General features: G+C 75.0%; 17 protein-coding genes and 1 pseudogene. 12 read left to right on the top strand and 6 right to left on the bottom strand.

Annotated elements, in window-relative coordinates; genetic code table 11:
- Nucleotides 1–126 precede the first annotated feature (126 nt).
- From ABT014_RS30295 to ABT014_RS30285, 3 genes are all read right to left on the bottom strand, one after another.
- Entirely contained in the window at nucleotides 127–660 is a 534-nt protein-coding gene (locus ABT014_RS30295) for a hypothetical protein (RefSeq protein ID WP_350642436.1), read from the bottom strand.
- A 131-nt stretch (nucleotides 661–791) separates the two neighbouring features.
- Nucleotides 792–2,147 carry an ABC transporter substrate-binding protein gene (locus ABT014_RS30290; protein ID WP_350642441.1) on the bottom strand — a complete coding sequence of 452 codons (1,356 nt, stop codon included), beginning with the start codon at nucleotides 2,145–2,147 and terminating at the stop codon, nucleotides 792–794.
- Nucleotides 2,144–2,809, bottom strand: a complete 666-nt coding sequence (locus ABT014_RS30285) for an MTB12 C-terminal domain-containing protein (RefSeq protein WP_350642435.1) — start codon at nucleotides 2,807–2,809, stop codon at nucleotides 2,144–2,146. Before ABT014_RS30285 ends, ABT014_RS30290 begins: the two co-directional genes overlap by 4 nt.
- 192 nt (nucleotides 2,810–3,001) lie before the next feature.
- Between ABT014_RS30285 and ABT014_RS30280 the strand changes: the two genes are divergently transcribed.
- The 3 genes and pseudogenes from ABT014_RS30280 to ABT014_RS30265 all read left to right on the top strand — a co-directional run bounded on the left by ABT014_RS30280 (nucleotide 3,002) and on the right by ABT014_RS30265 (nucleotide 6,858).
- On the top strand, nucleotides 3,002–3,538 hold the full coding sequence (locus ABT014_RS30280; protein WP_350642434.1) for a hypothetical protein: 537 nt from the start codon (nucleotides 3,002–3,004) through the stop codon (nucleotides 3,536–3,538).
- Between the two features lie 4 nt (nucleotides 3,539–3,542).
- Nucleotides 3,543–6,214, top strand: a pseudogene (locus ABT014_RS30275) (ABC transporter permease subunit).
- Nucleotides 6,211–6,858 carry an ABC transporter ATP-binding protein gene (locus tag ABT014_RS30265; protein WP_350642431.1) on the top strand — a complete coding sequence of 216 codons (648 nt, stop codon included), beginning with the start codon at nucleotides 6,211–6,213 and terminating at the stop codon, nucleotides 6,856–6,858. The pseudogene ABT014_RS30275 and the gene ABT014_RS30265 overlap by 4 nt, the downstream one beginning before the upstream one ends.
- A gap of 291 nt (nucleotides 6,859–7,149) precedes the next feature.
- Here the strand turns inward: ABT014_RS30265 and ABT014_RS30260 are convergent, their stop codons facing one another.
- A complete protein-coding gene (locus ABT014_RS30260) occupies nucleotides 7,150–8,613 on the bottom strand; it encodes a carboxyl transferase domain-containing protein (protein WP_350642430.1) in 1,464 nt (487 codons plus the stop codon).
- Nucleotides 8,614–9,004: 391 nt separating this feature from the next.
- On the opposite strand from ABT014_RS30260, the gene efeO reads away from it, so the two are divergent.
- From efeO to ABT014_RS30220, 8 genes are all read left to right on the top strand, one after another.
- Complete coding sequence (gene efeO / locus ABT014_RS30255; protein ID WP_350642429.1) at nucleotides 9,005–10,144, top strand: iron uptake system protein EfeO; 1,140 nt, start codon at nucleotides 9,005–9,007, stop codon at nucleotides 10,142–10,144.
- An 89-nt stretch (nucleotides 10,145–10,233) separates the two neighbouring features.
- Nucleotides 10,234–11,532 (top strand): iron uptake transporter deferrochelatase/peroxidase subunit, encoded by a 1,299-nt coding sequence (gene efeB, locus ABT014_RS30250; RefSeq protein WP_350642428.1) that lies wholly within the window; start codon nucleotides 10,234–10,236, stop codon nucleotides 11,530–11,532.
- A 34-nt stretch (nucleotides 11,533–11,566) separates the two neighbouring features.
- A complete protein-coding gene (efeU, locus tag ABT014_RS30245) occupies nucleotides 11,567–12,409 on the top strand; it encodes an iron uptake transporter permease EfeU (protein WP_350642427.1) in 843 nt (280 codons plus the stop codon).
- Between the two features lie 416 nt (nucleotides 12,410–12,825).
- Nucleotides 12,826–14,343: an amino acid adenylation domain-containing protein gene (locus tag ABT014_RS30240; RefSeq protein ID WP_350642426.1), complete on the top strand. Its 1,518-nt coding sequence runs from the start codon at nucleotides 12,826–12,828 to the stop codon at nucleotides 14,341–14,343.
- Entirely contained in the window at nucleotides 14,340–14,561 is a 222-nt protein-coding gene (locus ABT014_RS30235; protein ID WP_350642425.1) for an acyl carrier protein, read from the top strand. The genes ABT014_RS30240 and ABT014_RS30235 overlap by 4 nt, the downstream gene beginning before the upstream one ends.
- Entirely contained in the window at nucleotides 14,558–15,877 is a 1,320-nt protein-coding gene (locus ABT014_RS30230) for a flavin monoamine oxidase family protein (RefSeq protein WP_350642424.1), read from the top strand. Before ABT014_RS30235 ends, ABT014_RS30230 begins: the two co-directional genes overlap by 4 nt.
- A gap of 95 nt (nucleotides 15,878–15,972) precedes the next feature.
- Complete coding sequence (locus tag ABT014_RS30225; protein ID WP_350642423.1) at nucleotides 15,973–17,703, top strand: class I adenylate-forming enzyme family protein; 1,731 nt, start codon at nucleotides 15,973–15,975, stop codon at nucleotides 17,701–17,703.
- Nucleotides 17,700–19,085, top strand: a complete 1,386-nt coding sequence (locus ABT014_RS30220) for a KamA family radical SAM protein (RefSeq protein ID WP_350642422.1) — start codon at nucleotides 17,700–17,702, stop codon at nucleotides 19,083–19,085. Before ABT014_RS30225 ends, ABT014_RS30220 begins: the two co-directional genes overlap by 4 nt.
- A gap of 25 nt (nucleotides 19,086–19,110) precedes the next feature.
- Here ABT014_RS30220 and paaI read toward each other — a convergent pair whose 3' ends face one another.
- Entirely contained in the window at nucleotides 19,111–19,548 is a 438-nt protein-coding gene (gene paaI / locus ABT014_RS30215; RefSeq protein WP_350642421.1) for a hydroxyphenylacetyl-CoA thioesterase PaaI, read from the bottom strand.
- Nucleotides 19,549–19,725: 177 nt separating this feature from the next.
- Between paaI and ABT014_RS30210 the strand changes: the two genes are divergently transcribed.
- Nucleotides 19,726–19,899, top strand: a complete 174-nt coding sequence (locus ABT014_RS30210; RefSeq protein WP_350642420.1) for a hypothetical protein — start codon at nucleotides 19,726–19,728, stop codon at nucleotides 19,897–19,899.
- Here the strand turns inward: ABT014_RS30210 and cobF are convergent.
- Nucleotides 19,872–20,627: a precorrin-6A synthase (deacetylating) gene (gene cobF / locus ABT014_RS30205; protein WP_350642419.1), complete on the bottom strand. Its 756-nt coding sequence runs from the start codon at nucleotides 20,625–20,627 to the stop codon at nucleotides 19,872–19,874. The two genes, ABT014_RS30210 and cobF, sit on opposite strands and share 28 nt — an antisense overlap.
- Nucleotides 20,628–20,671 lie beyond the last annotated feature (44 nt).

Here is a 20,671-nt window from a genome sequence, read left to right as displayed (position 1 = left end):
GCACCGCACGAACCACCCGTACCCGATCCGCCTCATGCTAACGGCGGCCCGTCCGGGCCCGAGGTGCAGCTCACGGGTCGGGACGGGCCGCCGGGACGGCGAACCAGGACGCGGCGGCGCGGGGCCTCAGGCCTGCCAGTGCGGCTTGCCGCTGACCATCCGGCAGTAGATCATCCGGCCGTTGGCGTCGTGGGTGCTCCGGCCGAGGTCGGCGTTGCGGCAGAACTGGCCGGCCTGGTAGCAGTTGCCCGCGTTGGACACGATCTCGCACCCGGCCGGGGCCGGGGCCGGCGTGGTCGGGTCGGTGTGCGGCGGCTCGGCGGTCCTGGTGGTGGTCTTCGGCGCGGGGGCGGTGGTCCGCGGCGCCGCCGCCTTGGTGGTGGTGACGGCCGGCGGCGCGGCCGGCGGGGTGACCGGTACGGCGGCCTCGGCGACCGTCGGGGTCGGGCTCGGCGTCGGTGTGGGCGTGGGGCTCGGCGTCGGATCGGCGCTGGTGGTGGCGGGGGCCGGGGTGGCGGCGGTGGCGCTGGTGGCGACGGGCGGCGGCGGCGCGCTGGTGCCGTCCGAGGGGTCGCAGCCGGTGAGGGCGAACGCGGCGGCCAGCACGAGGCCGCAGGCCCCGGCGAGCCGCCGGTGGCCGGTGCGGGTGGACGAGGGCATGGTTGTGGAAGGCTCCGTTCCGCGGGGGTGGGCAGGTCGGTGAGTCAACCAGGAGCGACCCCGGCCTGTTCACGCTTTCCGCACGGAACTCCCATATGTTGGCGAGCCGTTGGGCAATCGTGACCAAGTGGTCACGGTCGGTAGGGGAGTTGCGGGACGTCGTAACAGGCGGTCGCCGGGTCGGTGACCTGGCCGACCCAGCCACCGCGCCCGCCGAAGGCGTCGTCCTGCCAGCGGGCGGCGTTCAGGCAGGCGAGGGTGGGTCCGGTGGGGCGCGGCCGGCGGGTGAAGTCGGTCGGGATCAGCAGGCCGTGCGCGTCGTACGGTTCGCTGCGGTTCATGAACCGCTCGACGCAGGCGCGGGTCGGGGTGGTGCCGCAGGAGTCCATCGCGTCGGTGAGCCACTGGGCCGCCGCCCAGCCCTCCAACTCCCAGGCGGACAGCTGCCCTTCCCGTTCCGGGTAGTACCGGGCCATCGCCGCGCGGAAGTCGGCGACGGCGCTCTGCCCGGTGTCCTCGTAGTTGCGGGAGGCGGAGGTCGCCCACAGGCTGTTCCGGCAGCCGGGGGAGTCCCGGTAGTCCTCGCGCACCGTCTCGGACCAGTTCTGCACGTTGGTGACCTTGGCGGTCAGTCGCACCCCGGCCGCGTCCAGCGCCTGGCACAGCGCGGCGTTGCCCCGGCTGTCCATCGCGTCGAAGAGCAGCTCGGTGCCGTCCGCCTTCATCGCGGCCGCCACGGTCTGGAAGCCCGGCAGCGCGAGGTCCACGCTCTGGCTCAGCACCCGGAAGCCCTCGGACCGCAGGCCCTCCTCCAACTGCCGGGCGTAGCGGGCGGAGTCGGCCTGGTTGTACGAGACCACCGCCGCGCTGCGGGCGCCGAGCCGCTCCTTGAGGAAGCGGTAGACCTCGGTGCTCTGGTACAGCACGCCGTCCCAGCCGACCGAGCGGCCGTCCCGCGGCGCGGAGGAGCCGTAGATGCTGAACAGGTGCGGCCAGCGGTCGTACGCCGTGCCGATCGGTTGCCCGCCGACGTCGGGTACCGCGTGCGCGTCCACGTACGGGGCGCCGCCGTAGTCCAGCACGCTGCCGGCGACCAGGGCGAAGACCCGCTCCTGGTCGATCAGCCGGTGCGCGCAGTCCACGTTGCCGATGGCGCTGCCGCCGTCGTCGCAGGTGACCACCTTGACCGTCCGCCCGTGCAGGCCGCCCCGGTCGTCGAGGGCGCGGAAGAAGGCGAGGGCGCCGTAGCGCGGGCCGGTGAAGGTCTCCCCGCCGACCGGGCTGGTGACCGAGGTGATGATGCCGACCCGGATCTCCTGGGTCGTCACGCCGGTGTCGGTGGCCAGGTCGGGGGTCGGGCCGCCGGGGCCGAACGCGCTCTCCGGCAGCCGGCTGCCGCAGGCGGTGGCGGCCAGCAGCAGCACCGCCGCGAGGACGGCGGCGGCCGGGCGACGCCCGCCCGCCGCCGTCCGGTGGCGCCGGCTCAGCTGCACCCGGGCACCGCGGTGGCGGTGTTCCCGGCGAGCGCGACCAGGCCGCACAGGGTCGAGGTGGACACCTTCCAGGTGCCGTTGTCCAGCACCGCCTGGCCGCTGGCGTCCGGCTGCACCACCGCGCCCTCCAGGGAGAGCGAGTAGGTCACCGTGGCGGTGGTCGGCGAGTTGAAGTCCACCGAGGTGACCTGGGCCTTCACCTGGCCGACCCGGGGGTCGGAGGCGAATCCCTGGAGGACCGGGACCAGCTGCTGGCCGTTCTGCAGCAGCGCCGCCTTGTCGGCCAGCGAGGTGGCCGGGTCGAAGAACTTCTCCCAGGTGGCGGTGACCTGGGCGGTCGCTCCGGCCACGTCGGCCGGCGCGCTCCCGGTGGCCGAAGCGGTCGCCGAAGCGGTGGCCGAGGCGCTGGCGGGGCCCGAGACGGAGATCGACACCGAGGCGGAGGCCGGGGCCGACACCGACACCGACACCGAGGGATTGCTCGAACTCGAGCTCGAGCTGGAGCACCCCGCCGCCAGCAGCGTGGCCAGCACGGCCCCGGTCAGCCCCAGGGCGGTGGCCGCCCGTGGCCGGCGCGGCCGGCGGGCGCCGCCGTCCGGGTGGGGGTGCGGCCCGGGGAGGGCCCCGGTCCGGTGGTCACTGTGCCTGATGCTCATGGCTCGCTCACCGCGTTCTTCCCGACCTGATGGCCCGTCCGCCCCGGTCGCTCGGTTGGCTGTCCGGCCGACGGGCCGGGCTGCGGCTGGATACGCCGCACGGGACACTATGAAGGAAAATCACCGGACAATGTGCAACATAGCGAGCATAAGGCTCAAATCGGACGCCCGGCACCGCCCACGGAAGGGCCCATGACGCGCCAGCACCTGCGGACCGCAGCCCGCGCCCTGCGCGCACGCCCCGGCTGGCCGGTGGCCGTCGCCGGGCTGCTGCTGTGCCTGCTCGGCTGGTACGGCGTGTCCGGTGAACGGCTCACCGCCCGCCAGCTGCCCTACCTCGCCTCCGCCACCGCCCCCGGCACCGCCCTGCTCGCCGCCGGCGCCCTGCTGCTCGGCGGCCGATCCGGCGCCGACCGGCCGGACGCGCCCACCGACCCCCGGGTGGACCAGCTCTACGCGCTGCTCACCGCGGAGGCGGCCGCCGTCGAGCCGGCCGTGGCCGACGGGCCCCCGCTCGCCGTCCCCGCCGGCACCCTCTACCACCGCCGGGACTGCCCGCTGGTGGCCGGCAAGCCGCAGGCCGTACCGGTCGACGCGGCGGACGCCCGGCAGCGCTCGCTCACCCCCTGCCCGGTCTGCGACCCCGGGCCGCCCCCGCCGCCGCAAAGCGGAGCCCCACCCCCGCCCCCGCCGCCGCACGGCGGAGCCCCACGGCCCGCGGACGGCTGACACCGTGCCGGACACCCTCGGACTCGGCCTCGACCTGCTGCTCGCCGGCCTCGCCGTCGGCAGCGCCGCCGCGCTCAGCGGCGTCGGACTGATCGTCACGCACCGCGCCACCGGCGTGCTCAACCTCGCCCAGGGCGCCCAGGCGATGCTGATCGCCTACCTGCTGCGCGAACTGGTCGTGGTCCGGCACTGGCCGCTGGCCCTCGCCGCCGTCTGCTGCCTGCTGATCGCCGCCCCCGCGCTCGGCGTGCTGCTCGAGGCGGCCGTCTTCCGGCCGCTGCTGCGCCGCGGCGCCGGGCCGGCCGAGACCCTGGTCGCCTCGGTCGGCGTGTTCGTGCTGCTGATCGGCACCGCCGTGCTGGTCTGGGGCACCACCCCGTTCGGCGACGCGCCCGCGCTCGCCCCCGCCACCGTGCTGGCCCGCCCCGGCGGGCACCCGCTGCGGCTGGACACCCTCACCCAGCTCGCCGGCGTGCTCCTGCTCACCGCCGCGATCGGCCTCGCCGACCGGTACACCGGCCTCGGCGTCCGGCTGCGCGCAGTGGTCGACGACCGGCGGCTGGCCGCCCTGACCGGCATCGACGCCGACCGGGTGTCGGCCTTCGGCTGGGCGTTCGGCTCGTTCACCGCCGGACTGGTCGGCGTCCTGCTCGCGCCCTACCTGCTGCTCGACCCGTACGGGCTGCCGCTGCTGGTGCTGGAGACCATGGCGGTGGCCGTCGCCGCCCGGCTGCGCAGCCTGCCCGTCGCGGTCGCCACCGGCCTGGCGCTCGGCGTGGTGCAGAGCGAGCTCACCCGGTGGCGCCCGCCCGGGCAGCTGCTGCCGCTCGCCCAGGCCCTGCAGGCCAACCTCTTCGTGGTCGCGCTGCTGGTCGCCGCGCTGCTGCCGTGGCGCACCGCGCTCGCCGCCGACCGCGGCCTGCCGGTGCCGTACGGGCGCACCACCTCGGCCGGGGTCCGGGCCGCCTGCCTGGTCCTGCTGCTGCTGCCGCTCTGGTTCCGCGCCGACGACCTGCGGCACGCCCTCGCGGTGCCGGCACTCGCCCTGGTGCTGCTCTCCACCGTCGTGGTCACCGGGTACGGCGGCCAGGTCTCGCTCGGCCAGGCCGGGTACGCGGGGCTCGGCGCCCTCGGCACCGCGCTGCTGGTCTCCGGACGGGTGCCGGGACTGCCCGCGCTCCCGGCGGTGCCGGCGCTGCTGCTCGCGGTCACCGCCGCCGTGCCGCTCGGCCTGCTCACCGGCTGGCCCGCGATCCGGCGCCGCGGCCTCGCCCTCGCGCTCACCACCCTCGCGGTCGGCACCGCACTCAGCCGCCTGGTGTTCGACCAGCCGTACGCGACCACCGGCCTGGACCTCGGACGGACCGCGCTGCCCGGCGGCGACCGCGGCCTGTACGCCGTCGAACTCCTGCTGCTCGGCGCCGCCCTGCTGCTGGTCCGCAACCTGCACCGGGGCCGGCTCGGCCGCGCGTTGACCGCGCTGCGCGACCAGCAGAGCGCCGCCTCGGCCGCCGGCGTGGACGTGCCCCGGCTCAAACTGCTCCTCTTCATGACCGGGGCCGGGCTGGCGGCGCTCGGCGGCGCCCTCACCACGCTGGCCTCGCACTCCTTCGACCCGAACGCCTTCGACCCGGTCCGCGGCCTGCTCTGGTTCGCCGCCGCAGTGGTCGCCGGGGTCGACAGCGCGGCTGGAGCGGTGGCCGCCGCGGCTGCCCTGACCACCCTCGACACGCTGGCCGGCCAAGGGGTGTCCGCCGTCGTGGTGGGGGTGGGCGCGGTCGCCATCGGCCGGCTGCCCGGTGGGCTGGCCGGCCTCGCCGGGCGCCGCCGCCGGCCGCCCCGGCCGGTGCTCGGCCCGCTCGGCCGGCGGGTGCGGGCCCGACTCACGGGCGGCGGCGCCGGATGACCGAGGGCGCCACCACCGGGACGGCCGCGGGGCTCAGCGCGCACGGCCTGGTCCGCCGGTTCGGCGGCGCCACCGCCGTGGACGGCGTCGACCTCACCGTGCCACCCGGCCGGATCACCGCCCTGGTCGGGCCGAACGGCGCCGGCAAGAGCACCCTGTTCGACTGCCTCGGCGGCGCCACCCGCGCCGACGGCGGCCGGGTCCGGCTGGACGGCCGCGACATCACCCGGCTGCCCGACCACGCCCGCGCCCGGCTCGGCCTCGCCCGCACCTTCCAGCAGCCCGCCGTCTTCCCCGGCCTGACGGTCGGCGAGAACGTCCGGGTCGGCGCCGAGCAGCGCGCCCCCGGCACCGTCCGCGGACTGCTCGGCCTGCCCGCGGCCGGACGCGGGGCGGCCCGCACCGCCACCACGCGCGCGCTGCGGCTGCTCGGCCTGGAAGGCGTCCGCGACCGGCCGGCCGCCGACCTGCCCACCGGGGCCCTGCGCCTGCTCGAACTCGCCCGGGCGCTCGCCGCCGACCCCCGGGTGCTGCTGCTGGACGAACCCACCGCCGGCCTCGACACCGAGCAGACCGACCACCTGGCCGCCGTGCTGCGGGCGCTGGCCGCCGAGGGGCTCGCCGTCCTGCTGGTCGAGCACGACGCCGAGCTGGTCGCCGAACTCGCCGACACCGCCTACGTGCTGGCCGCCGGCAAGGTGTTGCTCAGCGGCCCGGCCCGGACCGTCCTGGCGGACGAGCGGGTGGCCGGACTGTGGGGCGCGCGGTGAGCGCCGCCGCCGAACTGCGCGGGGTCCGGGCCCGGTACGGCCTGCTGGAGGCCCTGCACGGCGTCGACCTGGCCTTCCCGGCCGGCCGGGTGACCGTGCTGCTCGGCCGCAACGGCGCCGGGCGGAGCACCGTGCTGCACGCGCTGGCCGGCACCCTGCGCCCCACCGCCGGGCAGGTCCGCTGGCAGGACCGGGACATCACCGCCACCGAGGCCTGGCGCCGGGCCCGCCTCGGCATCGCCCTGGTCCCCGCCGAGCGGGCCGTGTTCGGATCGCTCACCGTGGCCGAGCAGTTGGCCCTCGGCGGCCCCGACCCCGCCGACCCGCCGTTCCCCGAACTCGCCCCGCTGCTGCACCGCCGGGCCGCCACCCTCTCCGGCGGCCAGCGCCAACTGGTCGCCCTCGCCCGCGCGTTGCGCTCCCGCCCCGACCTGCTGCTGCTGGACGAGCCGGCCCGCGGCCTGGCCCCCGCCGTGGTCGCCCGCCTGTACGGCCTCCTGCTGGACCTGGCCGCCGAAGGCCGCACCGTCGCCCTCGCCGAACCGTCCCTACCCCCACCCCTCGCCCGCCCGGGCGTCCTGCTCCACGTCCTCGACCGCGGCCGCGTCACCTTCAGCGGCGAACCGCCCGAACCCCGCGGCTGACGCCGTTCCGACCGACCGGGCGAAGCGGCTCGAAGCGCTCGTTCGGCTGTCCCGGCGCGCCGCCGCCGGGGAGTTCGAGCCGACTGCGCGCGCCTACGCGGCGCGCAAGCGGGCAGGTACCGGACCCGAATGATCGGCACACCCGCTCTGCCGGGGTGATGGACCGGCTGGTTCCCGCCACCGCCGTGCACCACGACACGAAGGTCCTTCGCGCCCGCCGAACTTCGGGACGGTCGCGCGCGTCCTCCCCGAACTCCGGGAGCTGTCGGGCTGATCGCCTGGTTCTCCCGCTCAACCCCCGCCGCCCAGGCGGCGGTTGCGGTGGGCGCGGGCGGCGAGCAGGGCCAGGGGCGGGGTGCTGGTGAGGTCGGTCAGGGCGGTGGCGATCGCGTGGCCGACGCGGGTGCAGAAGGCGGCGGGTTCCTCGGCGGCGTCCGGGAGTTCGGCGATCACCGTGTCGACCAGGCCGGCGGCCGCCAGGTCGGTGACACCGATGCCCTGGGAGCGGGCCAGCTCGGCGGCGTGGTCGCCGTCCCGGTGCACGATGGCGGAGGCGCCCTCCGGCGGCAGCGGGGCCAGCCAGGCGTGTTCGGCCGCCAGGACCCGGTCGGCGGGCAGCAGGGCCAGCGCCCCGCCGCCGGACCCCTGGCCGAGCAGCACCGCGAGCACCGGCGTGCGCAGCGCCACCAGCGTGGTCAGGCAGCGGGCGATCTCGATCGCGATCCCGTCCAGCTCGGCCTGCGCGGAGAGTTCGGCCCCGGCGGTGTCCACCAGGGTGACCAGCGGCAGCCCGAGCTGCTCGGCCAGCCGCGCCGAGCGGCGGACCAGCCGCAGATCGGCCGCCGTGAACGGTTGCGCCGCACCGCCCTGCTGGCGCTGCTGGCCGACCACCACCGCAGGCCGCCCCTCGAACCGGACCAGCGCCCGCACCAGCGCGCCCTCGCCGTCCAGCGACAGCAGACCGTCGGCGCAGTGCCGGAGTAGCTGCCGGGCGCCCGGGCGGTCGGGGCGCCGGGTGCGGCGGACCGAGTCCCAGGCATCGGCCGGCGCGCCGGAGGGGGGAGCCACCGCCGGGACGGCGGCGGCCGGCGCCGGCTCGCCGAGCACGTCGAGCGCGCGCCGCAGCACCTCGCGCAGCCGTTCCTGCGGCACCACGGCGTCCAGCAGCCCGCGGGCGGCCAGGGTCTCGGCGAGCTGGACGTCCGGGGGGAGCGGCTCGCCGCGCAGCTGCTCGTACACCCGGGGGCCGAGGAAGCCGAGCCGGGCGCCGGGCTCGGCCAGCACCAGGTGCCCCAGGGTGCCCCAGGAGGCGAACACCCCGCCCATGGTCGGGTTGCGCAGGTAGGTGAGGTAGGGCAGTCCGGCGGCCTGGTGCGCCTGGACGGCGGCGGTGACCCGGACCATGCACAGGAAGGCGGCGGCGCCCTCCTGCATCCGGGTGCCGCCGGAGACCGGCAGCGCGACCAGCGGGAGGCGCTCGGCGGTGGCCCGTTCGACGGCGCGGGTGATCCGCTCGGCCGTGGCGACGCCGATCGAGCCGCCGAGGAAGGCGAACTCCGAGGCCACCAGCGCCACCGGACGGCCCGCCAGCAGGGCCCGCCCGGTGGTGACGGCCTCGTCGAGGCCGCTGCGCTGCCGGGCCCTGGCCAGCGCCGCCCGGTAGCGGGGGTCGGCCGGCGGGGCGCCGAGCGGCTCGTCCCAGGGCACGAAGCTGCCCGGGTCCACGATCCGTCCGATCAGCTGAACTGCCGTCACCGTGACTCCTCGTCCCCGCGCCCGCGCCTGCCGGGCCCCAGCCTAGGCACGGCCGGGCCGGGGTGGCTGTGACGGCCGTCGCAGGCCGCTCGCGCGCCGCTGGACCGGCCGGCCCGTGGGCGGCCCCCGGCGGCCCGCGCCGGGCCGCCCCCACCGCTCCGGACGGGCCGGGCGCCGCCGGGCCACGAATTGGTAAAACCCTCGGCCGGGGCAGGGGGCGGTGTGGACGGCGCCGCGGGCGACTTCTAAGGTATGCCTCAGCTAACTGGACGACCGGGGGGTCGAGCACCTGATCCCGGTCGTCCTTTTTGTTGCCCTGTACCTGTCACGTCCTGTATCTGTCATGCCCCGTGCCTGTCAGTCCCTGTAGGCCCTCGCCCGTGGAGTTCTCATGTCCGCCCGTCGCCGTACCGCCGCAGCCGCCCTGCTCTCCGTCGCCGTCATAGGCGGCGCCCTGGCCGGCTGCTCGAAGAAGGACGACAAGGCCTCCGCAGACGCGATCCAGGTCAACGCCTCGGACACGGCCTGCGAGCTGTCCAAGACCACGTTCCCCGGTGGCCAGGTCAAGCTGTCGGTCCACAACAAGGGCACCAAGTCCACCGAGGTCTACGTCTACGCGGCCGGTGACAAGATTGTCACCGAGCGCGAGAACATCGGCCCCGGCACCCACGTCGACATCTCGGCCGAGATCAAGGCCGGCAGCTACGAGGTGGCCTGCAAGCCCGGCATGACCGGTGACGGCATCCGCCAGAAGATCACCGTCACCGGTGAGGGCGGCGCCACCGCCAAGGCCGACACCCGCCTCCAGGACGCGGTGACCGCCTACCAGAAGTACGCCCAGGAGCAGGCCGACGCCACCATCCCGGTGGTGACCCAGTTCGCCGAGGCGATCAAGGCCGGCGACATGGAGAAGGCCAAGGGCCTGTTCGCCCCGTCCCGGGTGGGCTGGGAGCGCACCGAGCCGGTCGCCGAGAGCTTCGGCGACGTGGACCCGAAGACCGACACCCGCGAGGACGGCCTGGAGCCCGGCCAGGAGTGGACCGGCTGGCACAAGCTGGAGAAGTCGCTCTGGGCGGACGGCGCCATCACCGACGCCGACAAGAAGCTCGCCGACCAGCTGGTCGCCGACCTGACCGACTGGCAGAAGAAGATCCCGCAGGCCGAGATCACCGCCACCAGCATGGCCAACGGTGCCAAGGAGCTGCTGGACGAGGTCGCCACCGGCAAGGTCACCGGCGAGGAGGACCGCTACAGCCACACCGACCTCTCCGACTTCGCCGCCAACGTCGAGGGCGCGAAGAAGGCGTACGACCTGCTCAAGCCGGTCGCCGCGGAGAAGGACGCCGAGCTGGCGAAGACCCTGGACAGCGAGTTCGCCGCGATCCAGACCCTGCTGGCCAAGTACAAGCAGGGCGACGTCTACACCTCCTACGACAAGGTCACCGAGGCGGAGCGCAAGACCTTCGCCGATTCGGTGAACGCGCTGGCCGAGCCGCTGTCCAAGCTGGCGGCCGCTGTGGTCGTCAACTGAACCGCGTCGTAACCTGCATGCCGTGACGGCCGGATCCGGCCGTCACGGCACCAGCGTCCCCGCCCCCGACCGAAGAAGGACCCCACGCGATGAACGCCGAGACCCCGAGCGCTGCCGACCCCGGCCAGCCGACCGCGCCGAGCGGCGAGCCTCAGGGCGGTGTCAGCCGGCGTGCCGTGATCGGTTGGGCGGGGGCGGGCGTCGCACTCGGCGCCGCGGCGGCCGGTTCGGTGGCGGCCGCCACCCTGCGTGACGGTGACTCCGCGCCCGGGGCCGCGCCGAGCGTGGACATCCCGTTCTACTCCGACCACCAGTCGGGGATCGCCACCCCGGTCCAGGACCGGCTGCACTTCGCCGCCTTCGACGTCACCACCGGCAACCGGGACGCGCTGGTGAAGATGCTCAAGGACTGGACCAAGGCGGCCGCGGTGATGACCGGCGGCCGTGAGGTCGGCTCGGGCGCGACCGGCCTGGCCGAGGCGCCGCCGGACGACACCGGCGAGGCGCTCGGTCTGCCGTCCTCCCGGCTGACCCTCACCGTCGGCTTCGGCCCCACCCTGTTCGAGAAGGACGGCGTGGACCGCTTCGGCCTGCGCGCCAAGCGCCCCGAGGCGCTGATCGACCTGCCGAAGTTCCCGCACGACAACCTCGACCCGGCCCGCAGCGGCGGCGACATCTGCGTCCAGGCCTGCGCCGACGACCCGCAGGTCGCCGTGCACGCGATCCGCAACCTGGCCCGGATCGGCATGGGCGTGGTGAACGTCCGCTGGTCCCAGCTCGGTTTCGGCAAGACCTCCTCCACCACCCCCGAGGCGCAGACCCCGCGCAACCTGATGGGCTTCAAGGACGGCACCCACAACATCTCGGGCACCGACGCCGACGCGCTCGGCAAGCACGTCTGGGTCGCCCCCGGCGAGGGCCCGGAGTGGATGACCGGCGGCTCGTACCTGGTCTCGCGCCGGATCCGGATGCACATCGAGACCTGGGACCGCACCTCGCTCAAGGAGCAGGAGGACGTCTTCGGCCGCACCAAGCGCGAGGGCGCCCCCTACACCAAGCAGCAGGAGCGGGACGCCCCGGACCTCGGCGCGATGCCGGAGGGCTCGCACGTGCGCCTGGCCCACCCGGACAGCAACGACGGCCTGATGATCCTGCGCCGCGGGTTCTCCTTCACCGACGGCACCGACGGCCTCGGCCGGCTGGAGGCGGGCCTGTTCTTCCTCGCCTACCAGCGCGACACCCGTAAGGCGTTCGTGCCGCTCCAGCAGCGGCTGGCCGCCTCCGACCGGCTGAACGAGTACATCCAGCACGTCGGTTCGGCCCACTTCGCCTGCCCGCCCGGCATCCGCAAGCCCGGCGAATGGTGGGGCCAGGCCCTGTTCGGCTGAGCCCCGCCCCGTACAACCCCTTGAGGAGACCGCCGTGTTCGGCAACTACCTGATCGGCCTGCGCGAGGGCCTCGAAGCCAGCCTGGTCGTCTGCATCCTGATCGCCTACCTGGTCAAGACCGGGCGCCGCGACCGGCTCGCCCCGGTCTGGGCCGGCATCGCGGCCGCGGTGCTGCTCTCGATGGCCTTCGGCGCCGTGCTGCAGTACGGCTCCACGCAGATGTCCTTCGAGGCGCAGGAGGCGCTCGGCGGCTCGCTGTCGATCGTCGCGGTCGGCCTGGTCACCTGGATGGTCTTCTGGATGCGCCGCACCGCCCGGCACCTGAAGGCGGAGCTGCACGGCAAGCTGGACGCGGCCCTCGCGATGGGCACCGTCGCGCTGGTCACCACCGCCTTCCTGGCGGTCGGCCGGGAGGGCCTGGAGACCGCGCTGTTCATCTGGACCGCGGTGCAGGCCACCAACGACGGCTGGAACCCGCTGGTCGGCGCCGTCCTCGGGCTGCTCACCTCGGTCGTGCTCGGCTGGCTGTTCTACCGCGGCGCGCTGAAGATCAACCTGGCCAAGTTCTTCACCTGGACCGGTGCCATGCTGGTCGTGGTGGCCGCCGGGGTGCTCGCCTACGGCGTGCACGACCTCCAGGAGGCCGGCTGGCTGCCCGGCCTGCACAGCATGGCCTTCGACATCAGCTCCACCATCCCCAAGGACAGCTGGTACGGCACCCTGCTGAAGGGCGTGTTCAACTTCCAGCCGGACCCGTCGGTCCTCCAGTCGCTGGTCTGGGTGGCTTACCTGGCGCCGACCCTGTTCCTGTTCCTGCGCCCGGCCGGTGGCACCGGCCCGCGGCCCGCCGCGCCGGTCCAGGCCGGCACCGCCTGACCCGCACCCCGTCAGCGCATCCAGCGCCCCGCTCCCGGCCGGCCCGGGGGCGGGGCGTTCTGCGTGGCACCGGAGCCGGGCCGGGCTCAGGATCAGGGGTCGGGTCTTGGGCCGCCCGAGGCCGGACCGTGACGAACCGTTTGCCCGGGAACCGGCGTCCGGGGAGCACGCCCGCCCCCCTGATGTGACGCTCCGTCAGTGAGGGACGGCGGACGGTTTCGCAATTCGCTCATGGTGCTTGCGGGGCACGTGAATTCACCGGTGATTGGCAACTTGCGACCCATTGTGGCCACCCCCGCCCGCCGGTACAGTCCCCCTGAATTGCCAAGGACGCAATGGTGCGTTCTGCATGGTCGGTTGGGAGATCGGTCATTTTAGGGACTCGCGGCGGTCCGGCCACCCCGGACTTGATTGACGTGTTCACGCAGATTGTCGAGCGCCACCCCGATCGGGTGGCGGTGGAGCACAACGGCCGCGCGCTGACCTATCGCGGTCTGGACGAGCTGGTCAGCCGGGTGGCCTTGCGCCTGGGTGATCGACCAGGCGTGGTTGGTGTCCGAACTTCCCGTTCTCCGGGACTGGTCGCCGAGCTGCTCGGGGTACTGGCCGCGGGCGGTACATACTGCCCGATCGATCCGGCCTTTCCGGTCGACCGGCAGCGGGCCATGGTCGCGGCGGCGGGGTGCCGCACGGTGGTGGATGCAGAAACGTTTCCCCCCTCGGAGTCGGGCCCCGACCAGGGTGGTGTTCCCGACACTGCCCCGGGTGGTGACAGCGGCGCCCACGACCTGGCTCCCGGCGGTGACGATCCAGCGTCGGCGTACATCCTCTTCACCTCCGGTTCCACCGGGGCGCCGAAGCCGGTGGCCGTCCCGCCCGGGGCGATCACGGTCGCCGTCCGGGCGCTGCGCGAGCTCTTCGAACTCGGGCCGGACGACCGGGTGCTGCAGTTCGCCTCGCTCAACTGGGACACCTGCTTCGAGGAGATCCTGCCCGCGGTCACCGCCGGGGCCGCGCTGGTCTTCGACGAGGAGGCGCACAGCGGCTCCTTCCCGCGCTTCCTGCGGATGCTGGAACGCCGCCGGATCACCGTGCTCGACCTGCCCACGGCCTACTGGCACGAACTGGTCCGCCACCTCGCCGAGGAGCGGGCCGCGCTGCCGCCCTGCGTACGGCTGGTGGTGATCGGCGGGGAGGCCGCCGCGCCCGCCCGGCTGGCCGACTGGTGCGAGCTGGCGACCGCCGGCATCCGCCTGGTCAACACCTACGGCAGCACCGAGACCACGCTGGTGACCCACGCCGTCGACCTGCACGGCCCCCTGGCGCCCCGGTTCGACCGGCCCTGGCGGTCGGCCGAACGGGTGCCGATCGGCCGCGCGCTGCCGCACGTCCGCGAACGGATCGGCGAGGACGGCGAGTTGCTGATCGGCGGCCCGGCGCTGGCAACCGGCTACCCCGGGCGGCGGGAGGCCACCGAGGCGCGGTTCGCCGGGGGAGCGGAGCGCTGGTTCCGTACCGGCGACCGGGTCGAGCGCCGCCCGGACGGACTGCTGCTCCACCTCGGCCGGCTGGACGGCGAGGTGAAGGTCCGCGGCGTCCGGGTCGACCCGGCCGAGGTCGAGACCCACCTCACCGGCCACCCCGAGGTCGCGGAGGTGGCGGTGGCCGCGGCCGAACTCGCCGGCCGCACCGCCCTGGTGGCGTACGTGGTGGCGCACCCGCGCACCGACACCGCCGGCCTGGCCGCCCGGTTGCGCGGCCACCTGCTGGCCCGGGTGCCCGCGCACCTGGTCCCCGGCCGGATCGAGATCGTGCCCGGCCTGGCCCGGACGGCCAGCGGCAAGGTCGACCGGGCGGCGTCCCACCGCCGCTACGCCGGACCGCAGCCCGCCGGGCAACAGCACACCGAACAGGGTCAAGGAGGCCTTCGATGAGCGTGGACACGGTGATGGCCGTCTTCGGCCGGGTGCTGGAGACGGGCGGCATCACCCCCGACTCCGACTTCTTCGCGCTCGGCGGCGATTCGCTGATCGCGACCCGGGTGCTCAGCGCCGTCGCCCGCGAGTCCGGCGTCGAGCTGTCCTTCGAGGACTTCCTGGCCGCCCCCACCCCCGAGTCGCTCGCCAAGAAGATCGCGGGGGCCGCCCGATGAAGGTGGCCGTGGTCGGTGCGGGCCTCGCCGGGCTCACCGCCGCCGTCGACCTCGCCCGCGCCGGGGTGGAGGTCACCGTCCTGGAGGCCCGGGACCGGGTCGGCGGCCGCACCCACGGGATCGAGGTCGCCCCCGGCGCCTGGGTCGACGCGGGCGCCGCCTACCTCGGCGACCGGCACACCGAACTGCTGGCGCTGCTCGCGGAGACGGGCCTGAAGACCGCCCCGACCGAACTGGTCGGCGACAGCCGGTTCGCGCTCGGCGCCGCCGCCGACGGCACCCGGGCCGGCCGCTTCCCGCCGCTGGACGCCGTCGCCCTGGGCGGGATGTTCGACCTGCTGGCCGATCTCACCGCCACCGTCCGGGCGGACGCCCCCTGGCTGACCCCCGGCGCCGCCGAGCTGGACGCGCTGACCGCCGCCGAATGGGCCGCGCGCCACCTCACCCACCCCGACGCCCGGCTGTTCTTCCCGCTCTTCCTGGGCGAGATGATGGCCGCCGACCCGGCCGACGTCTCCGTCCTGCACCTGGCCTTCTACCTGCGCTCCGGCGGCGGCATCCGCTACCTCAACGCCTTCGAGGGCGGCGCCCAGCAGGACCGGGTGGCCGGCGGCGCCCACCAGCTCTGCGAGCGGCTCGCGGAACACCTGGACGGCCGGGTACGGCTGTCCGACCCGGCGCACGCCGTCGACCAGGACGCCGCCGGCGTCACCGTCCACTCCGCGCGCGGCGCCACCCGGGCCGACGCCGTGGTGGTCGCGCTGCCCCCGCTGCTGGCCGACGCGCTGGAGTACCGGCCGGGCCCGCTCGCCCCGCGCAGCGGCCCGCGGACCGCCCGGGGCTGCGCGGTCAAGGTCCAGCTGGTCCACCCCGAGCCGTACTGGCGGGCGCACGGCCTGTCCGGCTGGTCGGTCAACGCCGAGGGCCCGCTGCTGTCCACCGTGGACGACTCCCCGCCCGGCGGCGGGGCCGGCGTGCTCACCGGCTTCGTCACCGGCGCCGAGGCGCACCGCTTCGCCGCCCTCGACCCCGCCCGGCAGCGCGCCGAGGCCGTCGCCCAGGCGGCCCGGCTGTTCCCGCAGCTCCCGCCGCCGATCGCCTGCCACATCACCGACTGGGTCAACGACCCGTACAGCCGGGGCTGTTACGCGGCCCTGCTCGGCCCCGGCGACTGGACCGAGCTCGGCCCGCGCCTTGCCGCCCCGCAGCAGCGGGTGCACTGGGCCGGCACCGAGACCAGCACCGAGTTCTTCGGCCTGATGGAAGGCGCGGTCCGCTCGGGCCACCGGGTCGCGGCCGAACTCCTGGCCCGGTAGCTCCCCGGCACCCCGATCGGCCGCGCCACCCCGTACGAGCAGCACCCGCACCCGTTCCGAACCACCCTCACAGTCAGTCCGGTTGGGAGACAGCGATGCACGAGACCAGTCCGATCGCCCCGCTCGCCGCACGACAGCACCTGATGACCGAACCGGCCCTCGGCGCCGGCAACTTCCTGGACCACGCCCTCGCGGTCAACCCGAACCGGGCCGTCCCCTTCGCCTTCACCCACCACACCGACCACCGCGGCGAGGTCGTGCTGCGCGGCCACAGCCTGCTCGACCTCGCCGCCCTGCGGGACGGCTACGCCCGGTGGTACCACGCCAACGGCGTGCGGCCCGGCGAACCGGTCGGCATCGTGGTCGCCGAAGGCCTGGAACCGCTGCTGCACTTCCTCGCGCTGACCGCGCTGGGCGCCGTACCGGCCCTGGTCAACGACGCCATGCGACCCGACGTGATGGTCCGCTACCTCGACCACGTCGGCGTGGTCGGCATCGTCGCCGACGACCCGACCCGGCTGGCCGCGGCCTACCGGGCCGACCCGCGGCGCCGGCCCCGGTTCATCGCGCTCACCGCCGAGGTGCAGGCCTTCGACGCGTCCTCGACCGCGCTGCCGGACGTCTACCCGTACCAGCACGCCGCCGACGACGTGGTGGCGCTGATCCACTCCTCCGGCACCACCGGCACGCCCAAGTCCACCATGCTCGCCCACCGCCAGTTCTGGGACGGCAAGCAGCCGCGGATGGTCCGCTTCCCGGCCGAGCCGTACGACCGGCTGATGTCGCTGATGCCGCACACCCACGCGGGCGGGCTCAGCTACTTCCTCACCGCCACCCTGCTCGGCCTGCCGACCGTGGTGATGGGCGACTGGCGGCGCGCCGTCGTGGAGCCCGTGATGGAGGCCTTCCGGCCGACCATGGTGGCCTCCTTCCCGCGCACCTTCGTCGAGCTGGCCACCGGTGAACTCCCGGTCGCCGGCGCCGCCAAGGTGCACTCCTGGTTCAACACCGGCGACAGCGCCCACCACGGCCACATCCGGCGGCTGGTGCAGCTCGGCGAGCGCCCGGCCGGGCTGATCGAGCCCTGGCTGCTGCCGCAGCAGCGCGAGGAGCAACCGGCCCTGCCCGGCTCGCAGTTCATCGACGGCCTGGGCTCCTCGGAGATGGGCATGGCCCTGTTCGGACAGGTCACCACCCCGGAGACCGAGCGCGACGACCGCTGCGTCGGCAGGCCGCTCGAGGTGGTCCACCGGGCCGCCGTGCTCGCCGAGGACGGCACCGAACTGCCCGACGGCGAGGTCGGCCTGCTCGGGGTGATCACCCCCTCCCGCACCCCCGGCTATTGGAACAACCCCCGGCTGACCAGCAGCTTCGAGCTGGCCGGCTACTGGCTCACCGGCGACGTGGCCCGCCGCGACGCCGACGGCCGGTTCTACCACCTGGACCGCACGGTGGACGTGATCGACACCGTCGACGGCCCGCTCTACAGCCTGCCGGTCGAGGAGGTGCTGCTCGCCGACTGCGCCGAGCTGGTCCAGGACTGCTCGGTCATCGGCGTGCCCGGCCCGGCCGGCACCGGGCAACTCCCCATCGCCGTGGTCAAGTTGCAGGCCGAGGCGGACGCCGCGGGGGCCACCGCGCAGAGCGTCCGGGAGGCCGCGGACAAGGCGCTGGCCGGCGCCGGCCTGCCGGGCCTGGCCGCGGTGCGGATCGCCCGGGAGAGCGGCGACTTCCCGCTCGGCCCCACCGGCAAGGTGCTCAAGCGCGAGCTGCGCACCCGCCACGCCGCCCTGCTCACCGGCGCTCCGGACAGCCCGGACCGATGAGCGAGGACACCGCCCGGCAGCCGTACCACTACGTCCGTACCGCACTGGCCGAACCGGACTGGCGACGGCTGCCGGGCTGGCGGGAGGTCACCGCCGCCCAGTGGCGCGACGCCCGGTGGCAGCGGGCGCACTGCGTGAAGAACGCCCGGCAGCTGCGGGCCGTGGTCGGCGACCTCCTGGAGGACCGCTTCTACCGCGAACTGGAGGCCGACCGGCAGCAGTTCGCCACCATGTCGCTGCTGGTCCCGCCGCAGATGCTGAACACGATGGCCCCGGACGCACCGGGCCGGCCGGCGGCGTTCACCGACGCCTTCCTGGCCGACCCGCTGCGCCGCTACCTGCTCCCGGTCCGCTCCGACCGGGAGCAGGACCGGCCCAGCCACCCGCTGGCCGAGCGCGACTCGCTGCACGAGGCCGGGATGTGGGTGGTCGAGGGCCTCACCCACCGCTACCCGACCAAGGTGCTGGCCGAACTGGTCTCCACCTGCCCGCAGTACTGCGGGCACTGCACCCGGATGGACCTGGTGGGCAACTCCGTCCCGCAGGTCACCAAGGCGCGGCTGGTGCTGCGCCCGGCCGACCGCCAGGAGCAGATGCTCGACTACCTCAAGCGCACGCCCCAGGTGCGCGACGTGGTGGTCTCCGGCGGCGACCTGGCCAACGTGCCCTGGCCGCGGCTGGAGGGCTTCCTGCTGCGGCTGCTGGAGCTGGGGTCGGTCCGGGACATCCGGCTCGCCAGCAAGGCGCTGGTCGGCCTGCCGCAGCACTGGCTGCAGCCCGAGGTGCTGGCGGGGATGGCCAGGGTCGCCGCGGTGGCGGCCCGGCGCTCGGTCAACCTGGCCGTGCACACCCACGCCAACCACGTCCGGTCGGTCACCCCGCTGGTCGCCGAGGCGGCCCGGGCCCTGCTGGACGCGGGCGTCCGGGACGTGCGCAACCAGGGGGTGCTGATGCGGGGGGTGAACGCCACCGCGGGCGACCTGCTGGACCTGTGCTTCGCGCTCCAGGGCGAGGCCAACATCCTGCCGTACTACTTCTACCTGTGCGACATGATCCCCAACGCCGAGCACTGGCGGGTCGCCGTCCACGAGGCCCAGCGGCTCCAGGAGGACATCATGGGGTACCTCCCCGGGTACGCCACCCCGCGGATCGTCGTCGACGTGCCGGACCTGGGCAAGCGCTGGGTGCACCAGGCCGTCGACTACGACCGCGAGCGCGGCATCTCGTACTGGACCAAGAGCTACCGCACCGCGCCCGAGACCCGCGCCGCCACCGATCCGGCCGAGGCCACCGGCCGGCGCTACCCCTGCTACGACCCGATCTCCACGCTGCCCGCCGCGGGCCGCGACTGGTGGGCCGCCCACCACCCCGGCGGCGGCTGAACGCCCGTCAGGGCCCGGGGCCGGCTCAGCCCGCCCGCAGCTCCCCGGAGAGCATCACGCTCTGCCCGCGGAATTCGGCCACCACCGTGCCGTCGTCCTGGCGCACCGTCACGTCGTACACCCCGTGCCGTCCGGACCTGACCCGCTCCACCGCCTCGGCGACCAGCTCGTCGCCGGCGGCGGCCGGCCGCAGGAAGCTGACCTGCGCACCCTGCGCCACCGTGACCGGTCCGTGGGTGTTGCAGGCGAAGGAGAACGCCGCGTCGGCGAGCAGGAAGAGGAAGCCCCCGTGCGCGATGCCGTGCCCGTTGACCATGTCCCCGGTGAGCTGCAGCCGGACGGTGGCCCGCCCGGGCCCGACCTCGCCGAGCGTGATCCCGAGCGATCGGCAGACCGGATCCCGGTCGTACAGGGCCTTGGCGCGGGAGGCGCTGAGTGCCGCCGGATCGGTCTCCGTACCCATGGCTACCTGCACTCTCCCGGCGCGCTGTGACGACCGCATTAGATCGGTTGCCGGACCGGCTGTCAACGACCGCCCCCGGCCCCCGGGTTGGCCGTGGCGGCCGGACCGCCGCGGTGCGCCGCGCGTGGCCGGATCTCATTTATCCGTCGTTGAGAGCGGCCCTCTAGCGTTCCCCGCATGCCTCAGTCGAACCCCGCACGGGACCAGCTCACCGACCACGACACCGCCGCCTTCCAGCTCCTGCTCGCCAGGCTCAACGACTCGCTGGCGCAGGACCTTTCGACCCCGTCCGCCGGCTCGGCAGAGCCGGCGGGCCCGGTGCCTCAGCTCTCCGAGCGCCGCAGCAGATAGCTGTCCATGATCCAGCCCTTGCGCTCCCTGGCCTCCTCGCGCAGCTCCCGGATCCGCGGCGCGGCCTCGGCGAGCGGACCGGCGGCCAGGATCTCGTCCGGGGTGCCGAGGTAGGCGCCGTAGAAGATCTCCAGGCCCTCGGGGTCGATCTCGGTGAACGCGGCCCGCCCGTCCAGCATCACCACCACGTCGTCCACGCCCGCCGGGAACCCCTGGGCCAGCCGGCGCCCGGTGGTGATCTGGACCGGCCGGCCGACCCGGGTCAGCGTGGTGCGGTGCCGGGCGGCCAGCGCCGAGACGCTGCTGATGCCCGGGATCACCTCGTACGTGAAGGCGGCGCCGCGGGCCAGCACCTCCTCCACCACCGCGATCACGCTGTCGTACAGGCTCGGGTCGCCCCAGACCAGGAAGGCGCCGGTCTCCCCGGGGCCGAGGTGCTCGGCCAGCAGCCCTTCGACCAGGTCCGCGCGGCGCCGGCGCCAGTCGTCCACGGCCGCGGTGTAGGCCGGCGTGGTGCGGTCCCGCTCGGCGTCCGGGACGCCGACCACGCGGTGGCCCGGCTTGGCGTGCTCGGCCAGGATCTGCCGGCGCAGCCGGATCATGTCCTGGCGTTCCTCGTTCTTGTCGAGGATGAAGAAGACGTCGGTCCGGGCGAGGGCCTTGGCCGCCTGCAGGGTCAGGTGGTCGGGGTCGCCCGCGCCGATGCCGATGACGAGGATCTGCTGCATGGCAGCGATTGTGCCGTGCGGCGGCCCCCGCCCGGCGCGCGGCC

Source organism: Kitasatospora sp. NPDC094015 (genome assembly GCF_040304075.1).
Taxonomy (GTDB): Bacteria; Actinomycetota; Actinomycetes; order Streptomycetales; family Streptomycetaceae; genus Kitasatospora.
The sequence above is the reverse complement of the archived record's forward strand: the minus strand, read 5'-3'. Positions and strand labels throughout refer to the sequence as shown.

Coding starts and splice junctions, on each gene's coding strand:
- ABT014_RS30235 (WP_350642425.1), top strand. CDS start 14,340: ATGAGCGTGGACACGGTGATGGCCGTCTTCGGCCGGGTGCTGGAGACG.
- ABT014_RS30285 (WP_350642435.1), bottom strand. CDS start 2,809: ATGAGCATCAGGCACAGTGACCACCGGACCGGGGCCCTCCCCGGGCCG.
- ABT014_RS30295 (WP_350642436.1), bottom strand. CDS start 660: ATGCCCTCGTCCACCCGCACCGGCCACCGGCGGCTCGCCGGGGCCTGC.
- efeO (WP_350642429.1), top strand. CDS start 9,005: ATGTCCGCCCGTCGCCGTACCGCCGCAGCCGCCCTGCTCTCCGTCGCC.
- ABT014_RS30210 (WP_350642420.1), top strand. CDS start 19,726: ATGCCTCAGTCGAACCCCGCACGGGACCAGCTCACCGACCACGACACC.
- paaI (WP_350642421.1), bottom strand. CDS start 19,548: ATGGGTACGGAGACCGATCCGGCGGCACTCAGCGCCTCCCGCGCCAAG.
- cobF (WP_350642419.1), bottom strand. CDS start 20,627: ATGCAGCAGATCCTCGTCATCGGCATCGGCGCGGGCGACCCCGACCAC.
- ABT014_RS30220 (WP_350642422.1), top strand. CDS start 17,700: ATGAGCGAGGACACCGCCCGGCAGCCGTACCACTACGTCCGTACCGCA.
- ABT014_RS30225 (WP_350642423.1), top strand. CDS start 15,973: ATGCACGAGACCAGTCCGATCGCCCCGCTCGCCGCACGACAGCACCTG.
- efeB (WP_350642428.1), top strand. CDS start 10,234: ATGAACGCCGAGACCCCGAGCGCTGCCGACCCCGGCCAGCCGACCGCG.
- ABT014_RS30230 (WP_350642424.1), top strand. CDS start 14,558: ATGAAGGTGGCCGTGGTCGGTGCGGGCCTCGCCGGGCTCACCGCCGCC.
- ABT014_RS30280 (WP_350642434.1), top strand. CDS start 3,002: ATGACGCGCCAGCACCTGCGGACCGCAGCCCGCGCCCTGCGCGCACGC.